This window comes from Mariniphaga sp. (assembly GCF_041687215.1).
GTDB lineage: Bacteria > Bacteroidota > Bacteroidia > Bacteroidales > Prolixibacteraceae > Mariniphaga.
In genome coordinates this window covers 25238-51160 of sequence record NZ_JAWLCI010000037.1, presented here as the reverse complement: position 1 = coordinate 51160, position 25923 = coordinate 25238, and the positions used below count along the sequence as shown (strand labels likewise).

22 protein-coding genes and 1 pseudogene are annotated in these 25923 nt (G+C 43.0%); 8 read left to right on the top strand and 15 right to left on the bottom strand.

The window, feature by feature from the left end; genetic code table 11:
• Positions 1-44 precede the first annotated feature (44 nt).
• From ACESMA_RS13510 to ACESMA_RS13485, 6 genes are all read right to left on the bottom strand, one after another.
• A complete protein-coding gene (locus ACESMA_RS13510) occupies positions 45-1850 on the bottom strand; it encodes an aconitase/3-isopropylmalate dehydratase large subunit family protein (RefSeq protein WP_372949366.1) in 1806 nt (601 codons plus the stop codon).
• A gap of 95 nt (positions 1851-1945) precedes the next feature.
• Positions 1946-3763, bottom strand: a complete 1818-nt coding sequence (locus ACESMA_RS13505) for an aconitase/3-isopropylmalate dehydratase large subunit family protein (RefSeq protein ID WP_372949365.1) — start codon at positions 3761-3763, stop codon at positions 1946-1948.
• Between the two features lie 5 nt (positions 3764-3768).
• A complete protein-coding gene (locus ACESMA_RS13500; protein ID WP_372949364.1) occupies positions 3769-4317 on the bottom strand; it encodes an HDIG domain-containing metalloprotein in 549 nt (182 codons plus the stop codon).
• Positions 4318-4325: 8 nt separating this feature from the next.
• The gene (locus ACESMA_RS13495; RefSeq protein WP_372949363.1) at positions 4326-5522 is read right to left on the bottom strand and encodes an isocitrate/isopropylmalate dehydrogenase family protein; all 1197 of its coding nucleotides are present in this window, start codon (positions 5520-5522) and stop codon (positions 4326-4328) included.
• A 198-nt stretch (positions 5523-5720) separates the two neighbouring features.
• Positions 5721-7283 carry a citrate lyase subunit alpha gene (locus ACESMA_RS13490; protein ID WP_372949362.1) on the bottom strand — a complete coding sequence of 521 codons (1563 nt, stop codon included), beginning with the start codon at positions 7281-7283 and terminating at the stop codon, positions 5721-5723.
• The gene (locus ACESMA_RS13485; RefSeq protein ID WP_372949361.1) at positions 7264-8475 is read right to left on the bottom strand and encodes an aldolase/citrate lyase family protein; all 1212 of its coding nucleotides are present in this window, start codon (positions 8473-8475) and stop codon (positions 7264-7266) included. Before ACESMA_RS13485 ends, ACESMA_RS13490 begins: the two co-directional genes overlap by 20 nt.
• Before the next feature lie 387 nt (positions 8476-8862).
• Between ACESMA_RS13485 and ACESMA_RS13480 the strand changes: the two genes are divergently transcribed.
• The 5 genes from ACESMA_RS13480 (at position 8863) to ACESMA_RS13460 (ending at position 13238) form a co-directional block, all read left to right on the top strand.
• A complete protein-coding gene (locus ACESMA_RS13480; protein ID WP_372949360.1) occupies positions 8863-9117 on the top strand; it encodes a hypothetical protein in 255 nt (84 codons plus the stop codon).
• Positions 9118-9321: 204 nt separating this feature from the next.
• Positions 9322-10353: an AI-2E family transporter gene (locus ACESMA_RS13475; protein ID WP_372949359.1), complete on the top strand. Its 1032-nt coding sequence runs from the start codon at positions 9322-9324 to the stop codon at positions 10351-10353.
• Between the two features lie 12 nt (positions 10354-10365).
• Positions 10366-11256, top strand: coding sequence for an alpha/beta hydrolase (locus tag ACESMA_RS13470; protein WP_372949358.1), 891 nt, complete (start codon positions 10366-10368; stop codon positions 11254-11256).
• Positions 11256-12245 carry a sugar phosphate isomerase/epimerase family protein gene (locus tag ACESMA_RS13465; protein ID WP_372949357.1) on the top strand — a complete coding sequence of 330 codons (990 nt, stop codon included), beginning with the start codon at positions 11256-11258 and terminating at the stop codon, positions 12243-12245. Before ACESMA_RS13470 ends, ACESMA_RS13465 begins: the two co-directional genes overlap by 1 nt.
• A gap of 15 nt (positions 12246-12260) precedes the next feature.
• Positions 12261-13238 carry a nucleoside hydrolase gene (locus tag ACESMA_RS13460; RefSeq protein ID WP_372949356.1) on the top strand — a complete coding sequence of 326 codons (978 nt, stop codon included), beginning with the start codon at positions 12261-12263 and terminating at the stop codon, positions 13236-13238.
• A 108-nt stretch (positions 13239-13346) separates the two neighbouring features.
• Here the strand turns inward: ACESMA_RS13460 and ACESMA_RS13455 are convergent, their stop codons facing one another.
• Complete coding sequence (locus tag ACESMA_RS13455) at positions 13347-13940, bottom strand: hypothetical protein (RefSeq protein ID WP_372949355.1); 594 nt, start codon at positions 13938-13940, stop codon at positions 13347-13349.
• 149 nt (positions 13941-14089) lie between these two features.
• Between ACESMA_RS13455 and ACESMA_RS13450 the strand changes: the two genes are divergently transcribed.
• The 3 genes from ACESMA_RS13450 (at position 14090) to ACESMA_RS13440 (ending at position 16869) form a co-directional block, all read left to right on the top strand.
• Complete coding sequence (locus ACESMA_RS13450) at positions 14090-14659, top strand: RNA polymerase sigma factor (RefSeq protein ID WP_372949354.1); 570 nt, start codon at positions 14090-14092, stop codon at positions 14657-14659.
• A gap of 59 nt (positions 14660-14718) precedes the next feature.
• Entirely contained in the window at positions 14719-15117 is a 399-nt protein-coding gene (locus ACESMA_RS13445; RefSeq protein ID WP_372949353.1) for a hypothetical protein, read from the top strand.
• A gap of 336 nt (positions 15118-15453) precedes the next feature.
• Positions 15454-16869, top strand: coding sequence for a DUF1593 domain-containing protein (locus ACESMA_RS13440; protein ID WP_372949352.1), 1416 nt, complete (start codon positions 15454-15456; stop codon positions 16867-16869).
• 187 nt (positions 16870-17056) lie between these two features.
• On the opposite strand, the gene ACESMA_RS13435 is transcribed toward ACESMA_RS13440, so the two are convergent.
• The 8 genes and pseudogenes from ACESMA_RS13435 to ACESMA_RS13400 all read right to left on the bottom strand — a co-directional run.
• The gene (locus tag ACESMA_RS13435; protein ID WP_372949351.1) at positions 17057-19213 is read right to left on the bottom strand and encodes a T9SS type A sorting domain-containing protein; all 2157 of its coding nucleotides are present in this window, start codon (positions 19211-19213) and stop codon (positions 17057-17059) included.
• Between the two features lie 81 nt (positions 19214-19294).
• Positions 19295-19591 carry a hypothetical protein gene (locus ACESMA_RS13430; protein WP_372949350.1) on the bottom strand — a complete coding sequence of 99 codons (297 nt, stop codon included), beginning with the start codon at positions 19589-19591 and terminating at the stop codon, positions 19295-19297.
• 333 nt (positions 19592-19924) lie between these two features.
• The gene (locus ACESMA_RS13425) at positions 19925-21100 is read right to left on the bottom strand and encodes a DUF5009 domain-containing protein (RefSeq protein ID WP_372949349.1); all 1176 of its coding nucleotides are present in this window, start codon (positions 21098-21100) and stop codon (positions 19925-19927) included.
• A gap of 39 nt (positions 21101-21139) precedes the next feature.
• Positions 21140-22027 carry a dienelactone hydrolase family protein gene (locus ACESMA_RS13420; RefSeq protein WP_372949348.1) on the bottom strand — a complete coding sequence of 296 codons (888 nt, stop codon included), beginning with the start codon at positions 22025-22027 and terminating at the stop codon, positions 21140-21142.
• A gap of 53 nt (positions 22028-22080) precedes the next feature.
• The gene (locus tag ACESMA_RS13415; RefSeq protein WP_372949347.1) at positions 22081-23904 is read right to left on the bottom strand and encodes a multicopper oxidase domain-containing protein; all 1824 of its coding nucleotides are present in this window, start codon (positions 23902-23904) and stop codon (positions 22081-22083) included.
• Between the two features lie 165 nt (positions 23905-24069).
• Positions 24070-24822, bottom strand: a complete 753-nt coding sequence (locus ACESMA_RS13410) for a patatin-like phospholipase family protein (RefSeq protein WP_372949346.1) — start codon at positions 24820-24822, stop codon at positions 24070-24072.
• 11 nt (positions 24823-24833) lie between these two features.
• The gene (locus tag ACESMA_RS13405; protein ID WP_372949345.1) at positions 24834-25112 is read right to left on the bottom strand and encodes an encapsulin-associated ferritin-like protein; all 279 of its coding nucleotides are present in this window, start codon (positions 25110-25112) and stop codon (positions 24834-24836) included.
• An 87-nt stretch (positions 25113-25199) separates the two neighbouring features.
• Positions 25200-25923 (bottom strand): annotated as a pseudogene (locus ACESMA_RS13400) (putative DNA modification/repair radical SAM protein); the annotation flags it as partial.

Below are 25923 nucleotides of genomic sequence, written 5' to 3'. Positions count from 1 at the left end.
TTTGATTTTAATTCATTTTTTGCCACTAAAACAGACAAAATATTCTACAAAATGAGTTCTGTCCATTTCAGGTCGTGTAGCGTATTGATGCTCTCCACTAAACCGCCGGCCTTGAGAATTTCCAGTAATTTTCCAGGGAGCGGAGCAAAAGTGAAAACCTTTTCATTTACTGTCACTTTTCCGGCTGCCAAATCCACCGAAACAGCATCACCATGGGAATAAAAATCTACCGCTTCGGGCAGAATAATGATAGGCAACCCCTGATTGATGGAAGACCTGAAAAAGATGCGCGAAACCGATTTAACGATAACAGCCTGCACTCCGGCAAACCCCAATCCCACAGCCGGGTGCTCGCGTGAACTGCCACAGCCAAAGTTTTCGCCACACACCAGAATATCGTCCTTTTTTACGTTTTTTGAAAACACTGCATCGAATCCGGCAAACAGGTGCGGAAGAATCGCCTCCGGTTCGGCACTGCTGATTTTGTAAGTCAGGTTGCCGGCAAACATCTGGTCGGTGTTCAGGTTATCGGCATCCGAATAATCCCAGACGCCGTTCACTTTCCGGTTTTCTCCCGTTGGAATTTCAATCATAGGTATTTCCGTTCTTTTAAACGGAAACGGTTTGATTTCATTTTTCTGAAAAGGCGATACCAGCTTTCCATTCAATGCTGAAAAAGCCACCGTTTCGGGCGATGCCAAATAAATGTTCGCCTTTTTGTTTCCCATTCTTCCCAAAAAGTTGCGATTGGCCGTAGAGACCACGTTCACATCATCGGCGGGAATTCCCTGACCTGTGCCCAAACACGGCCCACACGACGGCGACAGTACATTGGCTCCGGCTTTCAGAAAGATTTCCATGATCCCTTCCTGAACAGCCTGCAGATAGATTTCCCGGGATGCCGGGGTCACCAACAACTGAAATCCTTCTGGAACTTTTTTGCCTTTCAGCATGTCGGCAGCCGCGCGCAGGTCTTCAATCCGTCCGTTGGTGCAGGTGCCAATCAATGCCTGCTCAACCGGAATTTCGCCCACTTCGGCAACCGTTTTTACATTTTCCACCTGATGCGGACAAGCCACCAGCGGAACGATTTCCGAGAGGTTGATTTCGTATTCGGCTTTGTACACCGCATCATGGTCAGCCCATTCGCCGTGCACATCGTATCCCAGAAACATGCTCAACACACTATCGGCAGGGAAAACGGCATTTTTGGCTCCCATTTCCGAAGCCAGGTTGGCAATGGTCATGCGGTCGGAAATGGACAAATTACGGACACCACTTCCGTGAAATTCAACCGACAGGTAATCGGCGCCGGCGGCTCCAATCATGCCAATAATGTAGAGCGCCACATCCTTTGCCGACACGTATTTTCGCAGCTCACCGGTGAGGGTAATTTTTATCGATTCGGGCACCTTGAACCACGTTTCTCCTGTTCGCCAGATTCCGGCAGCCTCGGTGCGGTCGATGCCCGCTGCAAAAGCGTTAAACGCCCCGGCCGTGCAGGTGTGGCTGTCGCTGCCCACGATTATCATTTCCGGACGAGCATATTTAACCATCAACTGGTGACAGATGCCCTCGCCTGCATCGTGAAACTTTTTAATACCCTGTTCTTTCACAAATCGACGAATTGCCTGGTACTTGTTGGCCAGGTTCGAGTCTGTGGGCGGCGCGTTGTGGTCGAGCACCACCAGCAACTGGTTCGGGTCAAACACCTTTTCGCCATGCATTTTTCTGAAAATGGTTTCAATGGCGGAGGTGTTATCGTGGGTCAGCACCAGGTCCGGATTCCGGAAAACAATTTCCCCGGCCGGCGCTTCCAGTATTTTTTCTGCGAATGTTTTTCCTGACATGACACTATCTTTTTTAATCCAATCGGTCCATATTTCGACTTTACTCACTGTGACTATCACTCTGAGCGGAGTCGAAGGGTGTATGATTTTGCATTTTACTGTTCATTTTTCACAGGACTTAACAGCCCTCCCCTCTTATAAATCTGCATTTGAACTTCTGAAAACGGTTCAACAAAAGTTTCTTTTCCGTTCTCGAAGTTCGTCACTTTTCCGCTGTGCAAATCAACCTGAATGCGGTCGCGATTTTTCAGGTTCAGCTCGTCCAGCGAATGGTAAACCAGCACGGGAAATGCTGCGTTTATGGCATTCCGCTCGTAAATAGCGCCGAACGATTTGGCCAGAATGGCCCGATTTTTCAGTGCAATAAAACAATCCACCGCCTGCTGGCGCGAACTGCCGGAGCCAAAATTCTTTCCGGTGATGACAATATCTCCCGGCTCCGACTTTTGCGCATAGTCCTCCCACCCTTTCAGGTTTCCAAGGGTGAACTGCCCCATCTCTTCCAGATTGGTAATGGCCAGGTGCCGGTTGTGGAAAATCATGTCGGTATCGATGTTGTCTTCATCGATTAACCAAACTTTTCCGGTTAGAACTTCCGGTTTTTCCTCTTTTCCCAACTGAATTTTGGTTTTTGTCTTCTGTATTTTCTTCGGAAAAAAGAGTGATGGTGATTCCGGTAGAGCAGCTTCTGTTGTGATGTGCCCGGCAATGGCCGACGCAGCTACTGTTGCAGGCGATGCCAGATAAACTTCACCTTTCCCCTGTTTGCCCGCAAAGTTGCGGTTTCCGGTGCTGATGGTCACTTCACCCGGACCGTTCTGTCCGATTTGGCCGGTGGCACATCCGGCACATCCGGCGTTACCAACCAGTGCACCGGCTTCTTTAAAAATCTTCAACAATCCTTCATCAAGGCATTTTTGCCAAATTTCATCTGTAGCCGGAACAATTTTCAAAACCACCCCAGGTGCGACTTTTTTCCCTTCCAGAATACTGGCCGTTACACGCAAATCCTCCATGCGTCCGTTTGTACAACTTCCAATAAACGCCGAATCGATTTTAACTCCTGCAACTTCCGCCACATCCTTTACATCGTGCGGTTTTCCGGGCATGGAAACGGCTGGGTTAAACTCGGTTAGGTTCAAATGGAAAACTTCGGCATAAACAGCGTCATCATCGGCAAAAACCGGTTCAAAATTTTTACCTGACCGCTTCCGGCAGTATTTGAGAACTTCCTCCGACGGCGGAAAAAAGATGGCGATTGCTCCCATTTCGGTAGCCATGGAGGCGATGGTAATCCGCTGGTCGAGCGTAAATTGTTTTAAACTGTTGCCATGAATTTCAACAGCTTTTCCCAACAGCGAATTGGCGCCAAACTCACGCAGCAGGTTCAGCACCACGTCTTTAGCATACACACCTGAAGGGCGCAGTCCGTCCAGCACAATCTTTACGGTTTCCGGCACCTTAAACCACACTTTACCGTTGGCCCAGGCTGCGGCAATATCCTGGTCGCCCATGCCCTGCCCGAAACTTCCGATGGCCCCCAGAATATTTGCGTGCGAATCGGTGGATACCAGCGTACTGCCCGGCACAGCCAATCCTTTGTCGATGGCCAGGTGCGTACCGATTCCCGCATCTATATCGAAAACCGGAATGTTGTTATTGCGCGCAAAAACGCGGCAGAATTGCTGGTTGGCCGCATATTTCTGGTCGGAACCGGTGGGATTGCAGTCAAAAGTAAACCAGGTTTTGGAAGCATCAGCCACGTCCAAATCGTTTTCTTCGATGTTTTTCACCACGTTGGCGCCGCCAAAATCGCGGGCCAGCCGCACGTCGATTTCCACATCCACAATGTCGCCGGGCCGAACTTTTGCTTGGCCGGAATGATTTGCAATTATTTTTTCGATGATAGTCATGATTGTCAGATTTTTAACCGCTCCTTAAACGGCAAAAACGTCATAAAATCGGCATGATGAACCAGGTACGCTTCGGTAGTTCGTTTTACCATATCGCCCTCGCCGGCATGCGTGGCAATAATGTGGCACACTTCGGGCGGAACCCCACACGTTTCGGCCAGCGAAACGCCTGAAAACGGATGGCGGAGGTATTTTCCGTAGCTGCCCTGTACCGCATTTCCGTTTTCATCCAGCACATATTCAAGCAATTTTCCCACATCGGCCAGAATGGCGCCGGAAATCAATACGTCCATGTTCACCGGCAATTCCTCTTTAAAAAACTCCTTCACTTTTTTTGCGGCTTCAAACGCAATGTGCACCACGGCGCGCTTGTGGTCCATAAACGAAACTTTTAAACCAGGGCCGCAGAGCAGGGTAAACGGAATGCGCTTTAAATCGTCGCCCGTAAGCACACTCTTTTCCAGCCCCAGCTCCCACGTTTTTGCGGTCTGTTCACGCAATTCCTCATCCTTAATCCAGTTTAGCTCCGGCCACAGTTCATACACATTTTCCATAATTCCGGTTATTTGAGTTTTGAAATGATGGCATCGGTCATCTGTTGCGTGGAAACCGCACCTTTTTGCAGCACATCCGGACTTCCCGGCAATTTTTTCATGTCGTAGGTCTGTACGTTTCCTTCCAAAATCACTTCGGCAATGGCCTGCCTGATTTTTTGCGCCGTTTGCTGTTCCTCCAGATGGTCGAGCATCATGCAGGCCGATTCAATCATGGCCACCGGATTAACAATGGAAACCTGAAAATCAGCATACTTGGGCGCTGAACCGTGCGTGGGTTCAAACACGCCGATTCCCGAGTCGGGATTAATTTGTGCCGAACAGGCAAATCCCAGTCCGCCAATGAGCCCGGCAAACGCATCGGAAACAATGTCGCCAAACATGTTGCCGGCCACAATTACGCCGTAATCCTCCGGGTTTTTGGTGAGCCACATCATTTGCGCGTCAATGTTGGTGTTCCAGAGTTCGATTTCCGGGAATTCGCTTTTCTGCATCTCGCGCGCCATTTTGTACATCATACCCGACGTTTCGCGAATGACGTTGGGTTTTTCGCACAACGTAACCGAGCGATAATTATATTTTCTGGCATGCGAAAAAGCAGCGTGTAAAATGCGTTGCGTCGCTTTTTTCGTAAAAATACGGGTGGACACCGAAAGTTCCTCCACAGGAACATGACCGAAATTCTTTACAAATTTCGGGTGCGTCATCAGCGCGTCATACACTTTTGCCGGCGGATTGCTCCACTCCACCCCGCCGTAAAGGCCTTCGGTATTCTGCCTGAAAATAGCTACGTCCACCAGTGGCTCTTCAACCGTACCATTCGCTCCACGGCGAATGAAGTTGAGTGGATTTCCTTTGTAAGAACGACAGGGGCGCAGGCAGATATCGAGATTGAAATGCTGGCGCAACCCCACAATCGGACTGAAATAGACCAGTCCTTTTTCCTTTAGTTCTGGCGCCAGTTCGTTAAAAGCTTCTTCTTTGGGTTTGGAAGTGATGGCGCCAAACAGGGCGGTTTTGTGGTTTTCTATAAGCTGAATAGTGCGCTCCGGTAGCGGGTTACCTTCTTTGCACCAGAATTCCCAGCCGATGTCGCCTTCCACATAATTGGCCTTAAAACCGACCGCATCCAGCACGCGGATGGCTTCTTCCAAGACAATTTTCCCGATGCCGTCGCCGGGAAGTGTTACGATTGTTTGTTTCATATTTTATTGGTTTTTAGTTTTATTAATTGTTCTGTTTTTTTTCAACCCCTTCAGGGTTGTTTCCTCATTCTGTTTCGGTTCCACGGGTTTTACCCGTGGCTATTGTTATTAAAACCTTTTAGGTTTTTTTCAGTAATGTCAAATCCGCAAAGTTCATCATGACTGTCAGGCTTCGACTACGCTCAGCCTGACAATTAATTAATCATTCGGTTTCACCTGGCGGATGGCGTCGATAACGGTACCGTCGGGCCATTTTACAATGCCGATGAGTTTGTCGGTAAACTGCGGTTTTTCCGGTTTGCCGCAAATACGTTCGGCTTCCTCTTTCAGTTCATAAATCGATTTTACGGGAAGGTTGGTTGCCTTCGCCTTTTCGATTAAATCGGTACGTAGCGGATTAATGGCAATGCCACGCTCGGTTACAATTACGTCAATCAGTTCGCCAGGGCCGCAAAGGGTAGTCACCTCATCCACAATTACCGGAATGCGGTCGCGGAACAGCGGGATGGGCAGAATCACATTTTTGGCATGCAGGCAATTTTGCCAGCCGCCAATTCCGTGGAGCAGGTAACCGTCGGAGTGGCTTACCACATTTCCGTTAAAGTTCACATCCACTTCGGTAGCTCCCAGCGTTACCAAGTCAATCATCGACGTGAGGTTTCCTTTTGAATGGTAGTTGTAAGCGTTGAATACCGAAAAATTGTGGTGCAGCGGGTTCTGGCGCATGGACTCAATGGCTGCCGTATCGAAAAGCTGACCTTCCAGAATTTTCTCCGCGGTTCCTTCCTGCAGCATCTGCACGCTGTATTTGGTGCTGCCGCCAAAGCTTACCGCAGCTTTCCAGTTCTTTTCTTTCAAAATTTGATGAATGAAAACCCCGATGGCCAGCGAAATGCTTCCGGCGCCCGACTGAATGATGCAGCGGTCGTGCAAAATGCCGGTTTCGAGGCAGAAACGGGCGGTGAGTTCGGCAATTTTCAGGCGGTCGGGACTGCGGGTGATTTGCGTGGTGCCGGAAACAATTTTTTCGGGAATACCAATTTTATCAACCACCACCACGTAATCCACATAATTCCCTTCGAGCTGAATGGGCAGGCAGGGAAATTCCACGAGGTTGTCGGTTACCATAATTACTTTTTCGGCATACTGCACATCCATTTCAGCAAATCCTAAAACGCCACATGCCGAAGGTCCGTAAAGCGCGTTGGCATTGCCAAAACTGTCGCAGGTTGGGGCGGCAATCACGGCAATGTCAATTTTCACTTCGCCGTCCTGAATGGCCTGCACCCGGCTGCCGTGCGAACGCAAAACCGCCGTACCACACATTTTCCCTTCGGAAGCAAACCGGCCAAGCGGTCCGTTCAAACTGCCTTCGATGTGATGAATGGTGCCATCTTCCAGGTATTTTATCAGCGGACTGTTGCAGGGGAAAGAGGCCGACGGAAACCAGCGCAAATCTTTTACTCCCAGTTCGTGGGCAATGTCGAAAATCCGGTTGGAAACCAAATCGCCGTCGCGAAAGTGGTGATGCGTGGAGATGGTCATTCCGTCTTTCAAACCTGCTTTTTGCAATGCGGTTTTTAATGAATCCACCACTTTGTTGCCGTCTTTGGGAAAATCGACAAACGAGGGAATGGTTGGCGCATGCATTTTGCCATGAACCCGGTACTTTCCAACACCCTGAAACGGAATAACTTCCTCGCCGTTTACCTGCGTTGGAACTAATCTTCCGGCAGCATTTTTAACCCAGTTCGTTTCCATAACTTTCCATCCAGTTTTGGTTTAACAATCCGAAAACTATCGCATTTTCAATGGTTTTCTGCGCCCTTTTTACCACCGGCGCGTCCACCATTTTCGAATCCACAGCAACAACTCCCTTTCCTTCTTTTTCGGCCTGAAAAAAGGCAAAAACAATCTTTTTCGCTTTTTCAATCTCTTTTTCCGAAGGAGAAAAACTTTCATTCACGATTTTTATTTGTCCGGGATGAATGCATCCCAACCCTTCAAAACCGAGCGCTTTTGCATTTTGTGCTGTTTTTGAAAGCGCTTCCACATCTTCAAAACCGGAGAAAACCGAATCGAGCGGTTGAATTCCGACTGCACGCGCCGCATTAATGACCCGGCTTCGGGCGAAAAACGACTCATTTCCGGCTTCGGTTCGTTGTGCGCCAATGTCGGCGGTGTAGTCTTCCAAACCGATAGCCATGGCCACTATATTTTCGGAAGAAACCGCAATTTCGAAGGCATTTTCCACACCCAGCGCACTTTCAATAATCGGAATCAGATGAACAGCACCGGCTTTTCCGGTAATTTTCCGAATACGCTGTTCCACAAACAAAATATCGTCGGGCGACTCGCACTTGGGAATGACAATGGTATGAACACCAAACGGCACAATGTATTCCAAATCGTTCAGCCCTTCAGGCACCTGGTTGATGCGGACCATGCGTTCGGCGCTGTAAAAATTTACCTGGCACAACGCATTGCGAACCAAAATGGCCGCTTCCGCTTTTTTGGCCGGATGTACGGCATCTTCCAAATCGAGGATTACCGCGTCGCTGCCGTAAATACCAGCGTTAATCATCATTTTTGGGTTGTTGCCCGGAACGTACAAACGCGAGCGCCGTAAACGGTTTGGCGCAATGGGGTAGTCGTTTTCAGGCAATTTTTCGAAAAGAAAACTTTTTTCGATTGAATTGAATTGTTTGATGGCTGCCTCGAGCCGGGCGGCAATGACAAACGGTAAAGCACCCGAATCTTCGATGTTAACAGAAACACCCTGCAATTCAAAAAATTCAAGCATTTCGAGGCAAAGCGTTTCGATGGATTTTCCGTAAAGTGCTTTCACCTTACTTTTCAGGAATACCTGATTGGTTACACCTCCTTCGTCCCAAAGTTCTATATAACAATCGGAACGAACTGCATCACCCCTATTCCCGGATGAAACTTTCATGGTTAAAAGTTTTATTGTTAATGGTTATGAAAAACAAAATCAGAATTCAATCACCAAAGAGCAAAGAACTAAAAACAGTGGCTGAACACTAAAACGCTGCGGGCGCAGCTAATGAGAAGCGTTGGAATCATCAAGGCACTCGGGCAACCCGATGTAAAAAAATACCGGACATTGATATGACTGTATCATGCGACTAAGTTACGAAATGCCAAATACTGTAGCCAATTGAAAAGAATGTTTTAAAACAACAAATTCTGATTTATTTCAAAATCTGACATTAATCGGCAGTCAGTATTTTCCGGCGCGAAAACAATTGACTAAAAATTACACTTCGTTGGAAAAAAATCCCGATTTTTACATTTTGACGCTAATCAAAACTTTAACACCATGAAAGAAAAACTTTTAAAAGCGATGTATCTGGCACAAAAAGGGGATTGGAATACTGCCCACGAAATTGTTCAGGACCTGAACAATGAATATGCCTGGTGGATACATGCACACCTTCACCGGAAGGAACCCGATTTAAACAACGCAGCCTACTGGTATTTGCGGGCACAAAAGCCCATGCCAAGGCATAGTTTTGCCCAGGAATGGCAAAATATATTCGACGAATTATCAGACCCGGAACTTACTCTGGAATAGCAGAAGTTTTAGAAGAAAATAATCGCATAATAATATGAAACGAGCATGTTCTGAAAAACACAAATGGAAATGAACCAAGGACTCCTTTGAAGAATAAATTACACATCCAAAATCTCTTCCGGGGATTGTTTGGGAGCATTTGCCAGAAAAGATTATCATGAAATTGATTATATAGTTGCAATACTTTACATTTAATATATCCAGATGAAAGCAACAAATAAAATATACATATTTTTGGTGCTCACAACCCTTGTGGTTGTTTTAATTTATGCTCAGGGAATTATCATTCCTTTTATCCTTGCCATATTATTTTGGTTTATGATTCGGGTAATCAAAAAATTACTTGCAAAAGTCAGATACATCAAACATTGGCCCCAATGGTTACTCACGATAATATCCTCATTAATCCTTTTAAGTTTTTTGTTTTTGATTGTTCAAATGATTACCATGAACATCAAATTCCTTTCGAATACACTACCTGTTTATGAATCCAACGTGAATAAAATCACCCAGTTGATAAACCTAAAATTCGATGTGGAATTGTCCAGTCTGTTAAGTGAATACATCAAAGATTTAAACCTTGGAGACATTCTCTCCAGGCTCTTTTCAACACTAACCAATTTGTTTGGAGATACTTTCATCGTGCTTATATACCTTATATTTTTGCTCCTTGAAGAACCTACCTTCTCCACAAAATTAAAAGCCATGTACCCGGAACAAGATCGCCATGAAAAAATGAAAACGCTGGTTTCGAAAATTGACAAGTCGGTAAGCAACTATATTGCACTAAAAACCATGGCGAGCCTGCTAACCGGTTTCCTGAGTTATTTTGCACTATTATTTATTGGTGTTGATGCACCATTCTTTTGGGCATTTCTTATATTTATCCTGAATTTTATTCCCACAATAGGTTCTCTGGTAGCAACTGTTTTTCCAGCAGCTTTTGCACTCCTGCAGTTTGGTGAATTTACACCAGCAATTCTTGTGTTGGCTATTGTCGGAGTCATTCAGATAGTGGTAGGAAATTTTATTGAACCAAGGGCAATGGGAAAAACAATGAACATTAGTCCTTTAGTTGTAATTCTTACTTTAATGTTATGGGGATTAATGTGGGGAATTTCGGGTATGCTTCTCAGTGTACCAATAACCGTTATTATTATTATTATCATGTCAGAATTTGAGGGTACTAAACCCTTTGCAATTCTGCTTAGTCGTGACGGAAAAATTCAAAAATAAAATACAGTCAGCATGATAAAAAACAGAAGAAATATTCGGGATTGTAACATATCCGGCGGGCGTTTCACGAAAATTAAAATCATATTTTTCATCCCGTTCTTTTTAATCAGCCTTTTTGTGATGTCACAAAATAATGCAACGGGAGAAAAAAAACTTAATTACATAACAAAAGAAAATATCTCATACTATTCGTCAGGTGAATCAGCAACCGATGAATACATTGCTGAACGCTGCAAACTGGATATTTACTATCCTGAAGACATAAAAAATTTCACCACAGTTGTCTGGTTTCACGGAGGTGGAATAAACAGCGGAAACAAGCACATTCCCGAAAAATTAAAAGAAAAAGGTATTGCAGTAGTTGCTGCAAATTACCGGTTGAGCCCGAAAGTAAAAAACCCGGCATACATTCAAGATGCTGCTGCAGCCGTGGCCTGGACATTCAAAAACATTGAAAAGTACGGAGGCGATGTATCGATGATTGTGGTTTCAGGTCACTCAGCAGGTGGTTACCTGGCCAGCATGGCTGGTTTGGACAAAAAATGGCTGGCCGAATACGGCATTGATGCCAATGAAATTGCCATGCTGGTTCCGTTCAGCGGCCACACAATAACCCATTTTACCATTCGCGAAGAACGTGGAATTGAGGGTTCGCAGCCTGTTATTGACGAATTTGCACCACTTTATCATGTAAGGGCCGATGCGCCACCATTGGTATTAATTACAGGCGATCGCGAACTGGAAATTTTGGGGCGTTACGAAGAAAATGTCTACCTCTGGCGAATGATGAAAGTTGCCGGCCACACAAAAACCAAATTGTATGAACTGGATGGATTCGACCACGGGGGAATGGCCTCCCCGGCTTTTGAAATACTTTTAAATGAAATAAAAACTTTACAGTAATGAAACAAATTATTTTAATCATCTCAGCTTTTTTAATTTTATCCCCCTTCTCCAAAGCACAAAAAACACCAACCGGCAATCCGGCCGATTTTAAAGTAAAAACCTGCCTGCACTCCGTCAGTTATGCCGGTTTCTGGCGAGGACAAACAAGGTTAACTGTTGATGAATTTTTGGTGAAAGCCAAAGAACTGGGATACGAAGGAGTTATGCTGGTTGCCAAACGTCCGCATGTTTCGCCGCACGATTACGATAAGGCTGCCCGCGCCCGTTTAAGAGCCAAAATTGATTCACTTGGACTAACTCTGGTTGCACTTGCAGGATACACTGATTTTACGGCCGGAATTGACAAACCCGGAATTCCCAATGCTGAAATTCATGCCACCTGGGTAGGCGAAATTGCCGAGCTGGCCAAAGATCTGGGAACCGACATGGTTCGCATTTTCACGGGTTACGAACGTCCCGGAATTCCTTATGACAGACAATACGCCGAAGTGGTGGAAGGTCTGAAAATGGCAGGAAAACTGGCTGCAGAACATGGAGTTACACTGGCTGTGCAAAACCACCACGACATTGCGTTGCACCACGAAGTTATGTACTGGCTTTTGAAAGAAGTGAACTTGCCCAATGTGATGGCCGGCTGGGATGCCTGGTCGCCTGTACTGGAAGGTTTGACTTTGGAAGAACAACGTGAATCTGTTCTGAAAATGAAACCGTTCATTGTGAATACTATTGTGGCTGATTATGTAACTCATCCTCGTTTCACTTACCAGAACGAACTCACCAATTACAAAGCCGAACAACCGGTAATGCGCGCAGTTCCGGTGGGCGAAGGAATCATCGATTATAAAAACTGGTTTGCCGCTTTAAAGGAAATCGGCTACCAGGGTTGGGTGGTTTACGAAATGTGTGAAGTGCTCGATGGCGGCGGCTCCATCGAAAACCTGGACCGGACAGCCAAAATATTTTTAGAATACATGGAACAGTTTTAAAAAAATGAAATTATCATGAAAAAAACAGCTATAATAAGCATTCCAATTTTACTATTATCCATTATCGTTATGTCCCAAAACTACCCAAAACTGGACGAAGCTTTCCGGCTGAAACAACTGGAACCACCCACCGGAAAAGTACGCATGGTGCTTGACACTGATACGTACAACGAAGTGGACGACCAGTTTGCGCTGGCCTACGCTTTTTTGTCGAAGGAGAGAATTGAACTGGAAGCTGTTTATGCAGCGCCTTTCCACAATAACCGGTCAAACGGGCCGGCAGATGGTATGGAAAAAAGCTACGAGGAAATTTTACGATTGCTGAAAATGCTGGGCAAATCGCCCGAAGGATTCGCTTTTCGGGGCTCTGACAGTTATTTGGAAGATGTATCAAAACCCATTCGTAGTGAAGCTGTACTCGACCTCATAAAAAAAGCCATGTCCAGCAGCCCCGAAAATCCGCTTTATGTGGTGCCGATAGGTTGCATCACCAACATTGCCTCGGCCATTTTAATCGAACCGAAAATCATCGAAAACATTGTGGTGGTTTGGCTGGGTGGAAACGGACTGAACTGGCCACACCAGAAAGAATTCAACCTAATGCAGGATGTGCTGGCTGCCCGCGTGGTTTTCGATTCGGGTGTGCCGTTTGTGGTTATGCCCTGCCGACCGGTGGTTTCACATTTTCATACAACCATTCCCGAATTGAAATATTATTTGGAAGGCAAAAACGAACTTTCGGATTATTTGTACAACATCGTGGTGGAATACAGCGGTAGCCACGAAGCTTACTCGAAAGTAATCTGGGATGTTACAGCAGTGGCGTGGCTGGTAAATCCGGGCTGGATAAAAACAAACCTGGTGCACAGCCCCGTACTTACCGATCAGGTAACTTTCAGCGTGGATCATTCCCGTCATTTCATCCGCATGGCCACGGAGCTTAATCGCGATGCTATTTTCAGGGATTTGTTCGGAAAACTGGCTCAACACTAAATCTGGCTCAATCTCCACACTTGTTATACTAATTTCATTAAACAAAAATGCCGGGGCATGTAACCCCGGCAATTCAATTAACTCAATTTCACTTTTTTCAATACTCTTTTAACTCTTTTTCATCGATTCCTCCAGTACGGCTTTCAGTTCGGTATTAATTTCAACAGCCTTTTCCTGAGCAGCTTTAACTTTTGTTTGTGCATTCAGCAAATCGCCGTTTTCAATTAAAGCCGGAACTTCAGAAACCGAAGAGCTTACGCCGTCAATTTCAACTTTAATTGCATCCAGCACTTCAGTCCCACCTTTTCCCTTTGGAGCTAATTCCAGCATCTGGCTGTTTTCTTTAAGCAAAGTAGTAATGGCCGACTGTGCAGAGGCAACTTCAGTTTTAATCTCCTCTTTCCGTAATTCGGTTTTAGCTACCAGATCTGTAGCCTGAACAGTAATTTCGTTCAGCTTTTCAGTTGCCAATTTATAATCTCCGAACATTTTCGATTTTTGTTCTTCAATAGCAACAACCATTGCGTTCAACGAGTCCTGCAGTGCGTAGAAATCGGCCTGGAGATAAAGGTCAGCCTGGGCAGTTTTAGCCTGCTCAAGGGCATTTTTAGCTGCATCTATTTCATTTTGGGGAAGTTTACCACAGCTTGTAAAAAACAGTGCTGCGGCAATCATTGTTAAAACAAAAACATTTTTCTTCATAATTTCAAATTTTTAATTGTTATTTTTCTGAATGTTTTTTTCTTACTATATCATTCACTTATTTTGACGGGAGTTTGAAATGAAGTAACAGATGATTGAAAAAAAAATATTTTAACCTTAAAAAGTGTGGTTAATTTTTGTGTCAATTTATGAATGAACTAATAAAAAGTCATTTAACAGACGAACAACTGATAGAAAAAATTCGTTCTGAAGGAAAAAATGAGTTATACTCTATTTTGCATAACCGTTACTTTCAAAAGGTAAAAGATAAGTGTTACAGCTTTTTAAAAAACAAAACACAATCCGAAGAATTCGCAAATGACATTTTAAGTAAAGCGTTTGAAAAGCTGGAGAGTTTTCAGGGAAAATCAACCTACTCTTCGTGGTTATATGCCATTACTTACAATACGGTAATTGACTATCTTCGAAAGAAAAAACAACTGCACTACCCCAACTGGAACCAAAACAACGAACTTCCTGAGATTATTGATGAATCGGATACCGAAATGGCAGAACTCAGTTACGACAAACTCATGGAGGTTTTTGAGAAAATTCACCCGGAAGAAAAAGCCCTGCTGCTGATGAAATACCAGGACTCTCTTTCGTTAAAGGAAATTGCAGCCAGTTTGGCCATTAGTGAAGACGCTGTAAAAATGCGGTTGAAACGAGCCAGAACTCGTGTAGTATATCTGTATTTTAAATTGTTTGGTAACGAATAAATAACAGTTACTTTAAACAAAATCAACGTCATAAACTTATTACGAAATATTTCAACAAAATGAAAAATCCACTTGCAAAAATATTTAAACCCTCACCCAGGATTATTCCCGAAAAGGTTTTAGCAGAATTGAATCTTCATTTTCCGAACGCTGTGAACGTGGAATGGGAAATGAAAAAGGGAAGTTTTGAAACCATTTTTTATCAGGATGATGTTGAACATATTGCGCATATTTCGGCAGATGGAAAGCTGGAAGAATACAAAAAAAACCTTTGGCTGAAAGACCTGCCCCGGAAAATTTCTGAAGAATGTGAACAGTTGGGTGAAATTATGAATGCCATTTTGATTTTAAAGAAAGACAAGCAATTTTATGAAGTGATTGTGAGGGATTCAAAATTAAAACGCAAACTCTTTCTGTTTGATGGCTCTGCCAATATGGTCAGTTCCCGTAAACTATGACCGCGGTTAATTTAAAAATTTTCAGAAATTTCAGAAAAAACTGTTACTTTCTGATTTTATCCCGTCAGAATAGAAAAATATGAAGTATGAATCAGCAAAAAAATGAATTGGAAAGGGGCAATGGCACAGCCTTATTTATTGGCATTGGATTGCTCATGGTTCTCATCCTGCTATGGATGTTAATTTGAGGTAGAAATTGGATTAACAGTCATATACAATTTTAACCTAAGAGGGTGGGATTATTTACCTACCCTTTTTTATTTTACCCAAATTTTCTGTAAATATTTGTAGATTTGCTTCAAAACAACAATTTCGAAAAATAAAACCTTTACTGCTATGAATATCATGTGTTTAAAATCATCGTTAGCTATTATATTTGCTTTGACTATTTTGATGGCAACTTCACAGGTAAATGGACAAACTGAAAAAACAAGAATTCTGATACTCACCGACATTGAAAATGAGCCCGACGACGCACAGTCACTTGTTCGTTTCTTACTGTATGCCAACCAGTTTGACGTGGAAGGAATTATTGCAACCACTTCCTGTTGGCAGCGCAATCAAACCGCCGAATGGCGAATTCACGAAATTGTGGACGCTTACGGAAAGGTCCGCGACAACCTCGAAAAACATGAAATTGGCTATCCTACCCATGCATTTCTGAAAACGCGAATTAAAAAAGGATACCCCGATTTTGGTATGGCCGCCGTGGGTGAAGGAAAAGATTCGGAAGGCTCGGACTGGATTATTGAAGTGGTGGACAAAGACGACCCGCGGCCGGTTTGGATTCCGGTATGGGGCGGCTCCAACTGCCTGGCACAGGCGCTTTGGAAAGTACAACAAACACGTTCAGGTGAGAAAGTGAAAAAATTCGTGGAAAAAATTCGGGTTTACACCATTTCCGATCAGGACAACTCCGGGCCGTGGTTGCGAAATAACTTCAAAGATCTGTTCTATATTGTCAGTCCCGGATATGGTGAAAATGGTGCCAACAGCTATCACTATTCCACCTGGATTGGCATTTCGGGCGAGCGGCATTATTATTTTCCCAGCGGCGCCAATACTTACATCATTGACAATGACTGGGTGAACAACAATATCCAAAACCATGGTCCGCTGGGTGCGCAATACCCCGACATTGCCTACATTATGGAAGGCGATTCGCCGTCGTTTATGTACCTCATTCAAAATGGCCTGGGCTCATCCGAACATCCAAACTGGGGCTCCTGGGGCGGCCGTTACGAATTATATCAACCCCCAACACGTATTTTTTATCATGAACCTGAAGAACGAAAAATCTGGACCGATACTGAAGACTGGGTTGAAGTGGACGGCACGGTTTATATCGATAACACAGCTACCATCTGGCGCTGGCGCAAACACTATCAAAATGATTTTGCCGCCCGGATGGACTGGTGTATTATGGATTTTGAAAATGCCAATCATCCACCTGTGGCAAAATTAAATCATGCCAATTCAATTACAGTTAAGGCGGGAGAAACAGTCGAACTGAATGCTTCGTCTTCAACTGATCCCGACGGAGACAAGCTCAGCTATAACTGGATACATTATCGTGAAGCCGGCACTTATCCTGCCTGGGTAAAAATCGATGAGCCCGAAAAAGCAAAAACCACCGTAACTCTACCCAAAGTAACAGAGCCTGCCACAGTTCATTTTGTAGTTTCAGTGACCGACGATGGCGAGCCTGCACTGACACGGTATCAGCGGGTGATTGTTTCGGTAAACCCTTGATTTTATACTTAAAACATCAAAACCATTGAACTGCTCAACCTCAACCACCTTTTCCAGCACCGCGAAACCGGCGCAGTTGCCGAATATGCACAGATTGAGGAACCCATTTCGCCAGAAGTACTTGAAATCATCTTGAAATGGATTTGGGAGACAATGAAATAAGCAGGTCTGCATTTCAATCTCAAAACTATTTTTTTACAAATTTTCCAGTGAATATTTCTTTGTTCTGAATTAATCTCCAGGAATAAATGCCTGGTTTGAAATGATTTATTGCAATTTGTTCACCATCAAAAATTTGTGCTGACAATATTTTTTGTCCGCTTAAGTTGAACAGCTCCAACTGTGCCGGAACAGAAGAATTGGGAAGTTGAACCCTAATGAAATTTTCTGCCGGGCTGGGGTAAATTTTAATGTTTTTTTCTGAATTTATTTCAACCGTTTCCTGAACGATTTCGGTGGAGTAGAAATAGGTTTCCTTCAAATAATTCTGCCAGTCGTTTTTATTTATATCCCAATTTGAATACAAAACTGTTTTGAAGAGCCCCTCAAAATAAGTTATTTCTCTTTTCGAACTTCCAATCCAATCCCCAACTTCATTGGACCAGATGTAATTGCTTTCCATCAAAAGCTGACCAGTTTCACTTAATTCAAATATTCTTCTGCTTCCATAATACATATCTCCATATTGCAACCAGTTTAAATTCCCGTCCAAAATCATTCTTCCTTCACTATCGTAGCCCCATTCATACATTACATTCATTCTCCAGTCTTCAATGTTAGAATCCCAAACATAATTTTTCTCCAAAATATAGCGACCGGTTTCATCAAAAGCATATTCACTTTTACTTTTAAATTTCAGGTTTTCCTTACTAATAATCCTTCCATCACTATCGTATTCATATTTATACAGATTTTGCTCTTCAATGAAAAGCCAGTCTTCTTCCATTTTATCCCAATCATAAAGACCTGCTTGTGTTATATTTCCATATTCATCATACACATAAACTTCTTTCCTGTTTCCAATCCAGGTGTTTGATTCCTCATTCCATGTATATTCACTTTCATGAAGTTTTATTCCGTTTTCATCAAATTCATACTCAAATTTTTCAAATCCAACCCAAATGTTTTCGCCAACATCCCAGCTGTAATAACTTCTAAGCGTTTGGTTGGATTGATTATCGAACAAATTTTCTTCTTTTGAAACTGGGACCCAGTCTTTCATTTCCTGATTCCAGCTGCTGTAGGAATAAAATGTTCTGTTACCATTTTCATCATATTTGTATTCCTCGAGTTGTTGATTCACCCAATCATTTTGAGAATCGTCCCAGCCCGATTTGATTTCTTTGATTGTGTTTCCGGCTGAATCATACTCATAATATTGTCTATATGTTTTATTCCATTGGTTTTCAGATAAATCCCACATATAGCCGGTTTTTGAATTCAATTTCCCGTTTTCCTGATAATTATAAATGGTTTTTGAATCTAATCTCCAGGCAATTGAATCCAAGTTCCATATATAATTAATTTCAAAAAGCAAATTTCCAGAATCATCGAATTCAAATTCCGCTTTTTTAATTCCCAACTCCAACCCTGCATAATAATCCCACGATTTTTCGGAGGTAAGTATCTGATATCCATTTTCATCATAAGCATATTCAAATTCTTTGGTAAGAAACCAATTATTATCGGCAGTTTTCCAGCTAAAGATTTCTTCTTTTAAAAGATTATCATTTGCATCGAAAACCTGAATAACTTTTCGATCATGTATCAATTCCCCTGTAGAAACATCACGTTTATAAGATGTTTTTTCTTCTGTTCTTTCTTCCAGAAAAGTAAAAAGATGTTCTGTTTTCCTCCAGTAGATAACTGTTTTCTCTTTGACATTTATCGAAAATTCATAAACTACTTCCCGAATAAGTCTTTCCTGTTCGTCGTATTCATATTCCTCCCAGGGAAAAATAGTCCAGGCATTTGTCAATTCATCCAGAAAATAAATGTTATAAACAATTTTATTTCCATCTTCTTCACTACCCCATTTGTAAATCCCGTCTTTAATCCAGGCATCTGTTGCATCATCGTACGACTCTACAACAATACTGTCCAAAACCGGTGGTTCATCATTCGTAATAAATAAAAATTCATTTTTAGAATGAATCATTCCATTCTCGTGGAGACAAACAGGAACATAATCTGCATCATTAATCTTCCTTACTGCCGAATAATAATCTGCTGTTAAAGGTGATTGTTGATTCGGAAAAATATCATTTCCGGCCTGGGCAAATGCATTAATATTTAATACATTAAAGAGTACCAAAGAAGTTAACAAAAATATAATTTGGTTCATTTTAATTTGATTTTTGGTTTGATTAACAAATCTAAAAAAAAATATTGGAGAAGATAAAAATTACAAAAAACATTTATTCTGTTAATGATTAAAAACCACTCCCACCCATTCATTTTCACCGGGTGTTTTCAAATTCACCAGTTTGCCGCCTGCAACTTTCTTTTGCGCTACTCTCTCGCCTTTCCGCACATCCATCCATTTCAAGGTAAAATCTGAATTGTATTCCTCCAGGTAAAGCGTCCCTTCTCCGAAATCAGGGAAAAACAACACATTCATCGGGGTTCGCTGATTGGGATTGGTAGATAAAAAAGTACTTTGAAGGCTTTGATTGAAGGCCGGAAAGAAGGGGAACTCCGCTACATTGGTTTTACCGGCCACTGCAATCCGCAAATTCGCTTCGACAGGCTGAAATCGAATGTAGAATTTTTTCCAAAGCCATGACTTTTATCGACCATTTAACTTTTTGAACCTGATTTATTGTTGGATGTAGTAAAAATGGCTAAAAAGTTGGTGAAACTTTGTAACCTGCATTATTCATAAATTTTGTTTGTAATGAATGAAATGAAGGTTAATCCCGACTTAGATAGCCTGCCCCGAAGTTGATTCGGGGAAGTTAAACTTTTGAAAAAAGTTTTTACGTAATCTTAGTCGCTGTCGGAGAAAGGAATAATTCTTGGATTATTCGGGGTAAAATGAATTCCTGATATAAACTTACAATTTCAATCGAATTCCGATTCTTGAAAGTAGAGCTGCAAAGCCAATCATGGCAAAAGCCCAAACCAGCGAGCCGGCAATTACCAGTAGCGGACTTTCCAGATGTTTGTAAAAAAGCAACGGGAAGCCGGTCATCCAAACGGTATAATAAATAATGTCGGGTGCCAGGTAGGTGGTCAGTGAATTTTGTCCGGCCGGTTTAAATGCAGCACTCCACCTGGTTTTGCCCAAAATATCCAAAATGATAAAAAGCAATACAAACAGCAAAATGCTGATACCAGTGCAAATCAAACCCCAACTTGGCGTGGCTTTTATTTTTGAAATGATGAACCAGTTGCGCAAAACAAATCCGCCAACCAACATCAAAACACCAAGCAATATTCCGATGGTAACAAACTTTTTCCACTGTTCCGAACCTGTTTTCCGTAAAATTAAACTAAAAAACAATCCGGAAATAACAAGCAGTGGCGTGTTACCGTCAATCAACACACCAAAAAATGGACGTAGAAAATTCAAAAACGAAAGCATTCCCAGTTGCGAAAAAATATTCAGTGCCAAAAAGAGAATCCAGAAAAAACTGGTTTTCAGTAAATTTTCTTTTGCCACCAAATAAACCAGTGCTGTGGCAAAATAACCCCAGCCAATCAGCCCCAGAATTCCCCACCAGCCGGTAGTGAGCCAGCCGGGACTATCAGCAGTTCCGCTTCTGAAAATAAAAACCAAAACCATCAACCCTATTATTCCCAATACTTTCATACCAAAAACTACTTTTTGAGGAACATTTTGGTAGAGATTCCAGATAAGGAAAACCGAAAAGTACATTAGAATAGCCCAAAGGTTTTTATTTATACCGGTAAGTTCGGAATTCAGACGTGAAACATTCAACATTAAAACACCGATAATAAGTAAACTGATTGTCCGGGTAAAAATATGAAAAATCACCTGCCGGGAAGAGTCTCCTTTTTTCAGGCGGCTTTGCACAGCAAACGGCACAGCCATACCCACCATAAATAAAAACCCTGGAAAAACCCAGTCGGCCAGGCCCATACCATCAAAATCAGCTTCCGTGTGACCAAGCCACCAAGGTGCGTTTTTCATATACAAATCGTTTACAAAAAGCATCAGAAACAGGGTGACCCCCCGCATGATGTCGATGGTTAGAATCCGCTTCAAAGTTTACGTATTTTAAGTTTGGGGTGAAGATAGAAAAATCTAACCAAGTTTTTTCCTAAAGAAATCCACCGTCCGTTGCCAGGCCAATTTGGCTGCAGCCTCATCGAACCTCGGTGTGGTATCGTTGTGAAAACCGTGATTTGTAGCGGGATAGAAATATACCATATATTCTTTGTTGTGCTTTTTCAGTGCCTCTTCATAAGCAGGCCAACCGGCATTCACACGGGTGTCGAGTTCGGCAAAGTGCAGCAACAAAGGTGCCTTAATTGCCGGCACATCCTCTGCATCTGGTTGTCCACCGTAAAAAGGAACGGCTGCCAGTAGTTCAGGAACTCGCACAGCCATCATATTTGAAATCCAGCCACCAAAACAGAAACCAACCACACCTACTTTTCCGTTACATTCCGGGTGAGATTTCAGATAATAAAAAGCTGCAATAAAGTCCTCCAGCATTTCATCGCGATTGCGTTTGGCTTGCAATGTCCGGCCGTCATCGTCGTTGCCAGGATAACCGCCCAGCGGTGTGAGTGCATCAGGCGCCAGAGAAAGAAATCCTTCCAAACCAGCACGGCGACCAACATCTGCGATATGCGGATTCAACCCACGGTTTTCATGTACTACAATTACACCCGGCAATTTTTTATTGTTGTTTACCGGCCTCGAGAGTTGCCCTTTGATTTTGCCACCTCCTTTGGACGAATCGTATTCCACAAACTCCGTGCTCAGTCGCGCATCATTGGCATTTACCTGAATTTTGTCCTGGTAATTGGGCATAATAAAACTCATCAGCGAAGAAACAGTCAGTCCGCCAACGGCATAAACCGAAAGCTTTTCCATAAATTGTCTGCGGTCAATCCGGTTGTGTGCATAATCGTCATACAGGTCGAACACTTCCTGTTTGATGTCCTCTTTTTTCATATTTCTCATTGTAATATATTTTCTTATTTAACTGAAAAAGAGGGAGATTTGTTCACCAAGAGTTAATTAACCGGCTTTTCACTTTTTTTTACCATGGAATAGACTGAAACAACCAGCGCAAGCGCAGCCATTGCCAAAATGCTCCAGTGATAAAATGTGGTATCCGTTGGCCCGGCTGAAGAATAAACCCTGGTCTGTTTTACTTGTTTGGCAGGTTCACCTTTCACAATAATTTTTCCCTCCATGTAGGGGTGAGGAGCACAGATATAAACGTATTCACCTGGTTCGTTTAAAACCTGACTGAAACTTTCGGTATGCGCGAGCAACGGCGAATAAAAAATTTCGGGCCCGTCGCGAACGATAACGTTGTGGATTCCTGAAAATTCACCTTCCATATAGGCAAATACGTCCTCGTTTACCCACTTGATGGTTGTACCGGGTGCGACCTGCACCACCTTGGGGTAGAATGAGTTTCCAATAATCTGAACCGTTACTTCACTGGTTTCACTGCCATAAACAACCGGAATCTCAACGTCATCGGAGCCTAGCCCAAACGGAGTGATAATGCGTGAGGCCTGATTTCTGAATTCCTCCATTTCGGTTTCCGAATATTCAATGCCATCAGCCAAAAAGGTTTTAGGCGTTTCGGCATCAGGGTCGCAAACCAAATAACCCAATGCACCCCGGTCAGTAGAGCCAACTGCATGCGATAGCATCAGGTAATTGCCTTCATCCGGCGGAATCCTGAATTCGATAACCCAGGAATCGGATGGACCGGCAGTGACAGTTTGTCCTCCGGTAAAACGGTTTTCCGGATTCCCCTGCCAGTAGGCAAAATCCCAGATAATTCCAACGATATGAAATGTAGAAACCAAATTTGGCCCTGCATTCAGGAAATAAATCCGCACATAATCACCTGGTTTTCCAACAATGGGCTCTTCAATATACCGGAAAAGTTTGCCGTTAAAAGCGGTGTACATTGGTTTCCCTTGACCGTCAACCGCATCTTTACCGCTGGCATAATACTCATGCTGAACCAGGTAGAGTTCAATGTCCGGTTTTTTATTCAAAATGCGCTCCATCTCATACTTTTTCTTTGGTTCCACCACAATCATTCCGTACTGTCCGAAAATGATGTGCATGGGAATGGCATGTCCTCCTGGCGCGCAGTGATACATATAGACTCCGGGCGTGTTGGCCTGAAAAACAATTGTTGCACTATCGCCGGGAGCAATTTTCCCCAAATACTTTGAAGTTTGAGAATATACGGCATGAATGGAAGCTCCATGTGTTATATCTCCGTCATTTACCATAGTCAGCGATACAATATCCCCTTCCTGAACAATTACCGTTGGCCCGGGAATTTTTTTATTCACTGTAAAACCTTTGTAAATTACCCCGTTCCCAATATAGGTTTCGCCCTCCTCCAGGGTCAACCGCACATATTTATCGGGTTTTGTATTTTGAGGAACATAGCTTGTGGGCGGAACTGATAAATTTTTATCACGGTTGATTACATCCAAAAACTCCAGTCCCTGACTGGCAGAAGGCCCCGGTGCACTGGTACCAGGAGCCGACGTAACAGGACCTGCAGTATTTGAAAAAATTTCATTTAAGGCTGATGGGCTAAGGTCTGCCACAGTAAGGTTCTGCATAGCAAGTACATCGTTCACCCATTTGGCTGGTGAAATACCATCAACCGACTGAGATGCAATAGATGCCCTTAATTCTTTAGATACAAGGCTGTTAAACTTGTCATCCGCTAAAATACTTTGTAAAAAACTCCTGTTACAAGCTTCACATGCCATTAATTTGGGAGAAAAAAGCAGAAATAAAACAGCTACAATTCCACTTTTAATCCAGCTATTTAAAAATTGTGTTTTCATGTTTAAACCATTAGTTGAAAAATATGCCTTTAAAAAACTGTTTAAAGGTATATAATTTTCTTTAATGGACAAAAAGGTATTTTTGTCAACTAATGATTTTTGTTTTCAAAACTGATAAATAAACATGGATTAATAAGGCCCTGAATTTTAATATTATTTTGATAATCAGGCTAGATGCTTTTTCAGAAGTTTTTTGGAATCTTTATAACCCTGCTCAATTAAATCTTTTACCTGAGAAGTATCGGCCATGTTGAATTCAGACAAATCGGGCATAATCAGCAGGTCGGCATTTTCGGTCTGGTATTTTGCAGCAGCTTTAAGAGTAAAATGAAAGCTGTTCATTATCACATCCAGAATGTTATTGGGTTTTTCGTATTTGTTTTTGGCATTCAAATCGACACCAACTACATAATCTGCCCCCATTTCTTTTATAGTATCAATGGGAACATTCTCTACTATTCCTCCGTCAACGAGGGTTACATCGTTCATTTCCACCGGGATAAATATCCCAGGAAGACATGTGCTGGCCATAACTCCTTTGGCTACATTTCCCTTTTTTAAAACCACCTTTTTACCGGTGAAAATATCGGTGGCAATCATGGCAAGCGGGCTTTTGGCATTTTCAATTTTCTCATTGCCAATGTATTCCGAAATTAAATCGCCAAGTTTTTCGTTGGATAACAAACCGTTTTTAAACAAGGAAATGCCCGAAATGTCCATCCAGGTTAGTTTCAACGCAATTTCTTCAATTTCGGCGGGTGTTTTTCCAAAAGCATAAAAGGCCGCCACAAAAGCACCGATACTGGTTCCGGCAATATAACTGATCTCCAGGTCAAGTTCTTCAATGGCTTTGAGCACTCCAACATGGGCAGCACCTAAAACAGCACCACCTCCGAGAGCCAAACCGATTTTCTTCATTCAAACGGATTTTAATGTGAAATGTCACCTTCTGTAAAAAGAAATTCCTCCAGATGCTTATCCCATCCGTCCATGTTCCTGCGTAACCATTCAAGCGTCATGCAGGCATGTTCTATTTCTTCCAGCATATTGTGCTCCAAAATACCTTTTAAAGACTCGTCCTTTTCAACGCTCACCCGCTGATTGTACCAGTCAACAGCTTCAATTTCTTCTTTCAGGCTGTTTAATGCCCTGGTTAACGACCTTTCCTTTTCACTCATCTCACTGGTTGGTTCATGGTAATCACTCATAACTATTACTATTTTTGGTTGTTTAAAGCTATAAAAAATTGTTCAAATAAGCATAAGTGTATAATAATTCATCGAAAAAGTTATCTTTTAATGCCTCCACTGTATCACAGGAAGTGCCGGCGAGGAATTATCAAACAAACTGAGCTGGGTATCCATTGCTTTTTTTCGTTTAAGAGCAGTGTCGGAAAGCAACATTCGTTTCAGGTTTTCGGGTGGAAGGTCGGTTTTGATGCCTGCCGGCAGTTCGTTGGTTTTGATAAAGTATTTGGCGCGTTTTAGTACAACGCCGATTTTTTTCAGGTGGTAAAAAGTAAGTCTCCGGTGGTTTCGAGCCTGAACAATTCGCAATGCCGACTGCACTCCTACCCCGGGAATACGCAAAATCATTTCATAGTCTGCGGTGTTTACATCAACAGGAAAAAGATGCAGATTGCGCAGGGCATAACCTAATTTAGGATCTACATCCAAATCGAGGAAAGGCTGATCTTCGGTGAGAATTTCTTCGGCCTTGAACCGGTAAAACCGCATCAGCCAGTCGCTTTGGTACAGCCGGTTTTCGCGTACCAGTGGAGGCTTGTTTATGGCCGGCAATCGTTGATCGTAAGCATTCACCGGTATGTAGCCAGAAAAATAAACGCGTTTCAGATTTTGTGTTTGATAAAGATTGGAGGAAAGTAAAATGATTTGCCTGTCGGTTTCGGGTGTGGCACCCACAATTAACTGGGTACTCTGACCTGCCGGTGCAAAAACCGGTGCCTTCCGGTATTTTTTTCGTTCTTCATTACTGACCAGAATTTCATTCCGTATTTGT

Coding starts and splice junctions, on each gene's coding strand:
- ACESMA_RS13435 (WP_372949351.1), bottom strand. CDS start 19,213: ATGAACCAAATTATATTTTTGTTAACTTCTTTGGTACTCTTTAATGTA.
- ACESMA_RS13440 (WP_372949352.1), top strand. CDS start 15,454: ATGAATATCATGTGTTTAAAATCATCGTTAGCTATTATATTTGCTTTG.
- ACESMA_RS13490 (WP_372949362.1), bottom strand. CDS start 7,283: ATGGAAACGAACTGGGTTAAAAATGCTGCCGGAAGATTAGTTCCAACG.
- ACESMA_RS13500 (WP_372949364.1), bottom strand. CDS start 4,317: ATGGAAAATGTGTATGAACTGTGGCCGGAGCTAAACTGGATTAAGGAT.
- ACESMA_RS13410 (WP_372949346.1), bottom strand. CDS start 24,822: ATGAAGAAAATCGGTTTGGCTCTCGGAGGTGGTGCTGTTTTAGGTGCT.
- ACESMA_RS13475 (WP_372949359.1), top strand. CDS start 9,322: ATGAAAGCAACAAATAAAATATACATATTTTTGGTGCTCACAACCCTT.
- ACESMA_RS13505 (WP_372949365.1), bottom strand. CDS start 3,763: ATGACTATCATCGAAAAAATAATTGCAAATCATTCCGGCCAAGCAAAA.
- ACESMA_RS13495 (WP_372949363.1), bottom strand. CDS start 5,522: ATGAAACAAACAATCGTAACACTTCCCGGCGACGGCATCGGGAAAATT.
- ACESMA_RS13460 (WP_372949356.1), top strand. CDS start 12,261: ATGAAAAAAACAGCTATAATAAGCATTCCAATTTTACTATTATCCATT.
- ACESMA_RS13420 (WP_372949348.1), bottom strand. CDS start 22,027: ATGAGAAATATGAAAAAAGAGGACATCAAACAGGAAGTGTTCGACCTG.
- ACESMA_RS13450 (WP_372949354.1), top strand. CDS start 14,090: ATGAATGAACTAATAAAAAGTCATTTAACAGACGAACAACTGATAGAA.
- ACESMA_RS13455 (WP_372949355.1), bottom strand. CDS start 13,940: ATGAAGAAAAATGTTTTTGTTTTAACAATGATTGCCGCAGCACTGTTT.
- ACESMA_RS13480 (WP_372949360.1), top strand. CDS start 8,863: ATGAAAGAAAAACTTTTAAAAGCGATGTATCTGGCACAAAAAGGGGAT.
- ACESMA_RS13405 (WP_372949345.1), bottom strand. CDS start 25,112: ATGAGTGATTACCATGAACCAACCAGTGAGATGAGTGAAAAGGAAAGG.
- ACESMA_RS13510 (WP_372949366.1), bottom strand. CDS start 1,850: ATGTCAGGAAAAACATTCGCAGAAAAAATACTGGAAGCGCCGGCCGGG.
- ACESMA_RS13470 (WP_372949358.1), top strand. CDS start 10,366: ATGATAAAAAACAGAAGAAATATTCGGGATTGTAACATATCCGGCGGG.
- ACESMA_RS13485 (WP_372949361.1), bottom strand. CDS start 8,475: ATGAAAGTTTCATCCGGGAATAGGGGTGATGCAGTTCGTTCCGATTGT.
- ACESMA_RS13445 (WP_372949353.1), top strand. CDS start 14,719: ATGAAAAATCCACTTGCAAAAATATTTAAACCCTCACCCAGGATTATT.
- ACESMA_RS13465 (WP_372949357.1), top strand. CDS start 11,256: ATGAAACAAATTATTTTAATCATCTCAGCTTTTTTAATTTTATCCCCC.
- ACESMA_RS13415 (WP_372949347.1), bottom strand. CDS start 23,904: ATGAAAACACAATTTTTAAATAGCTGGATTAAAAGTGGAATTGTAGCT.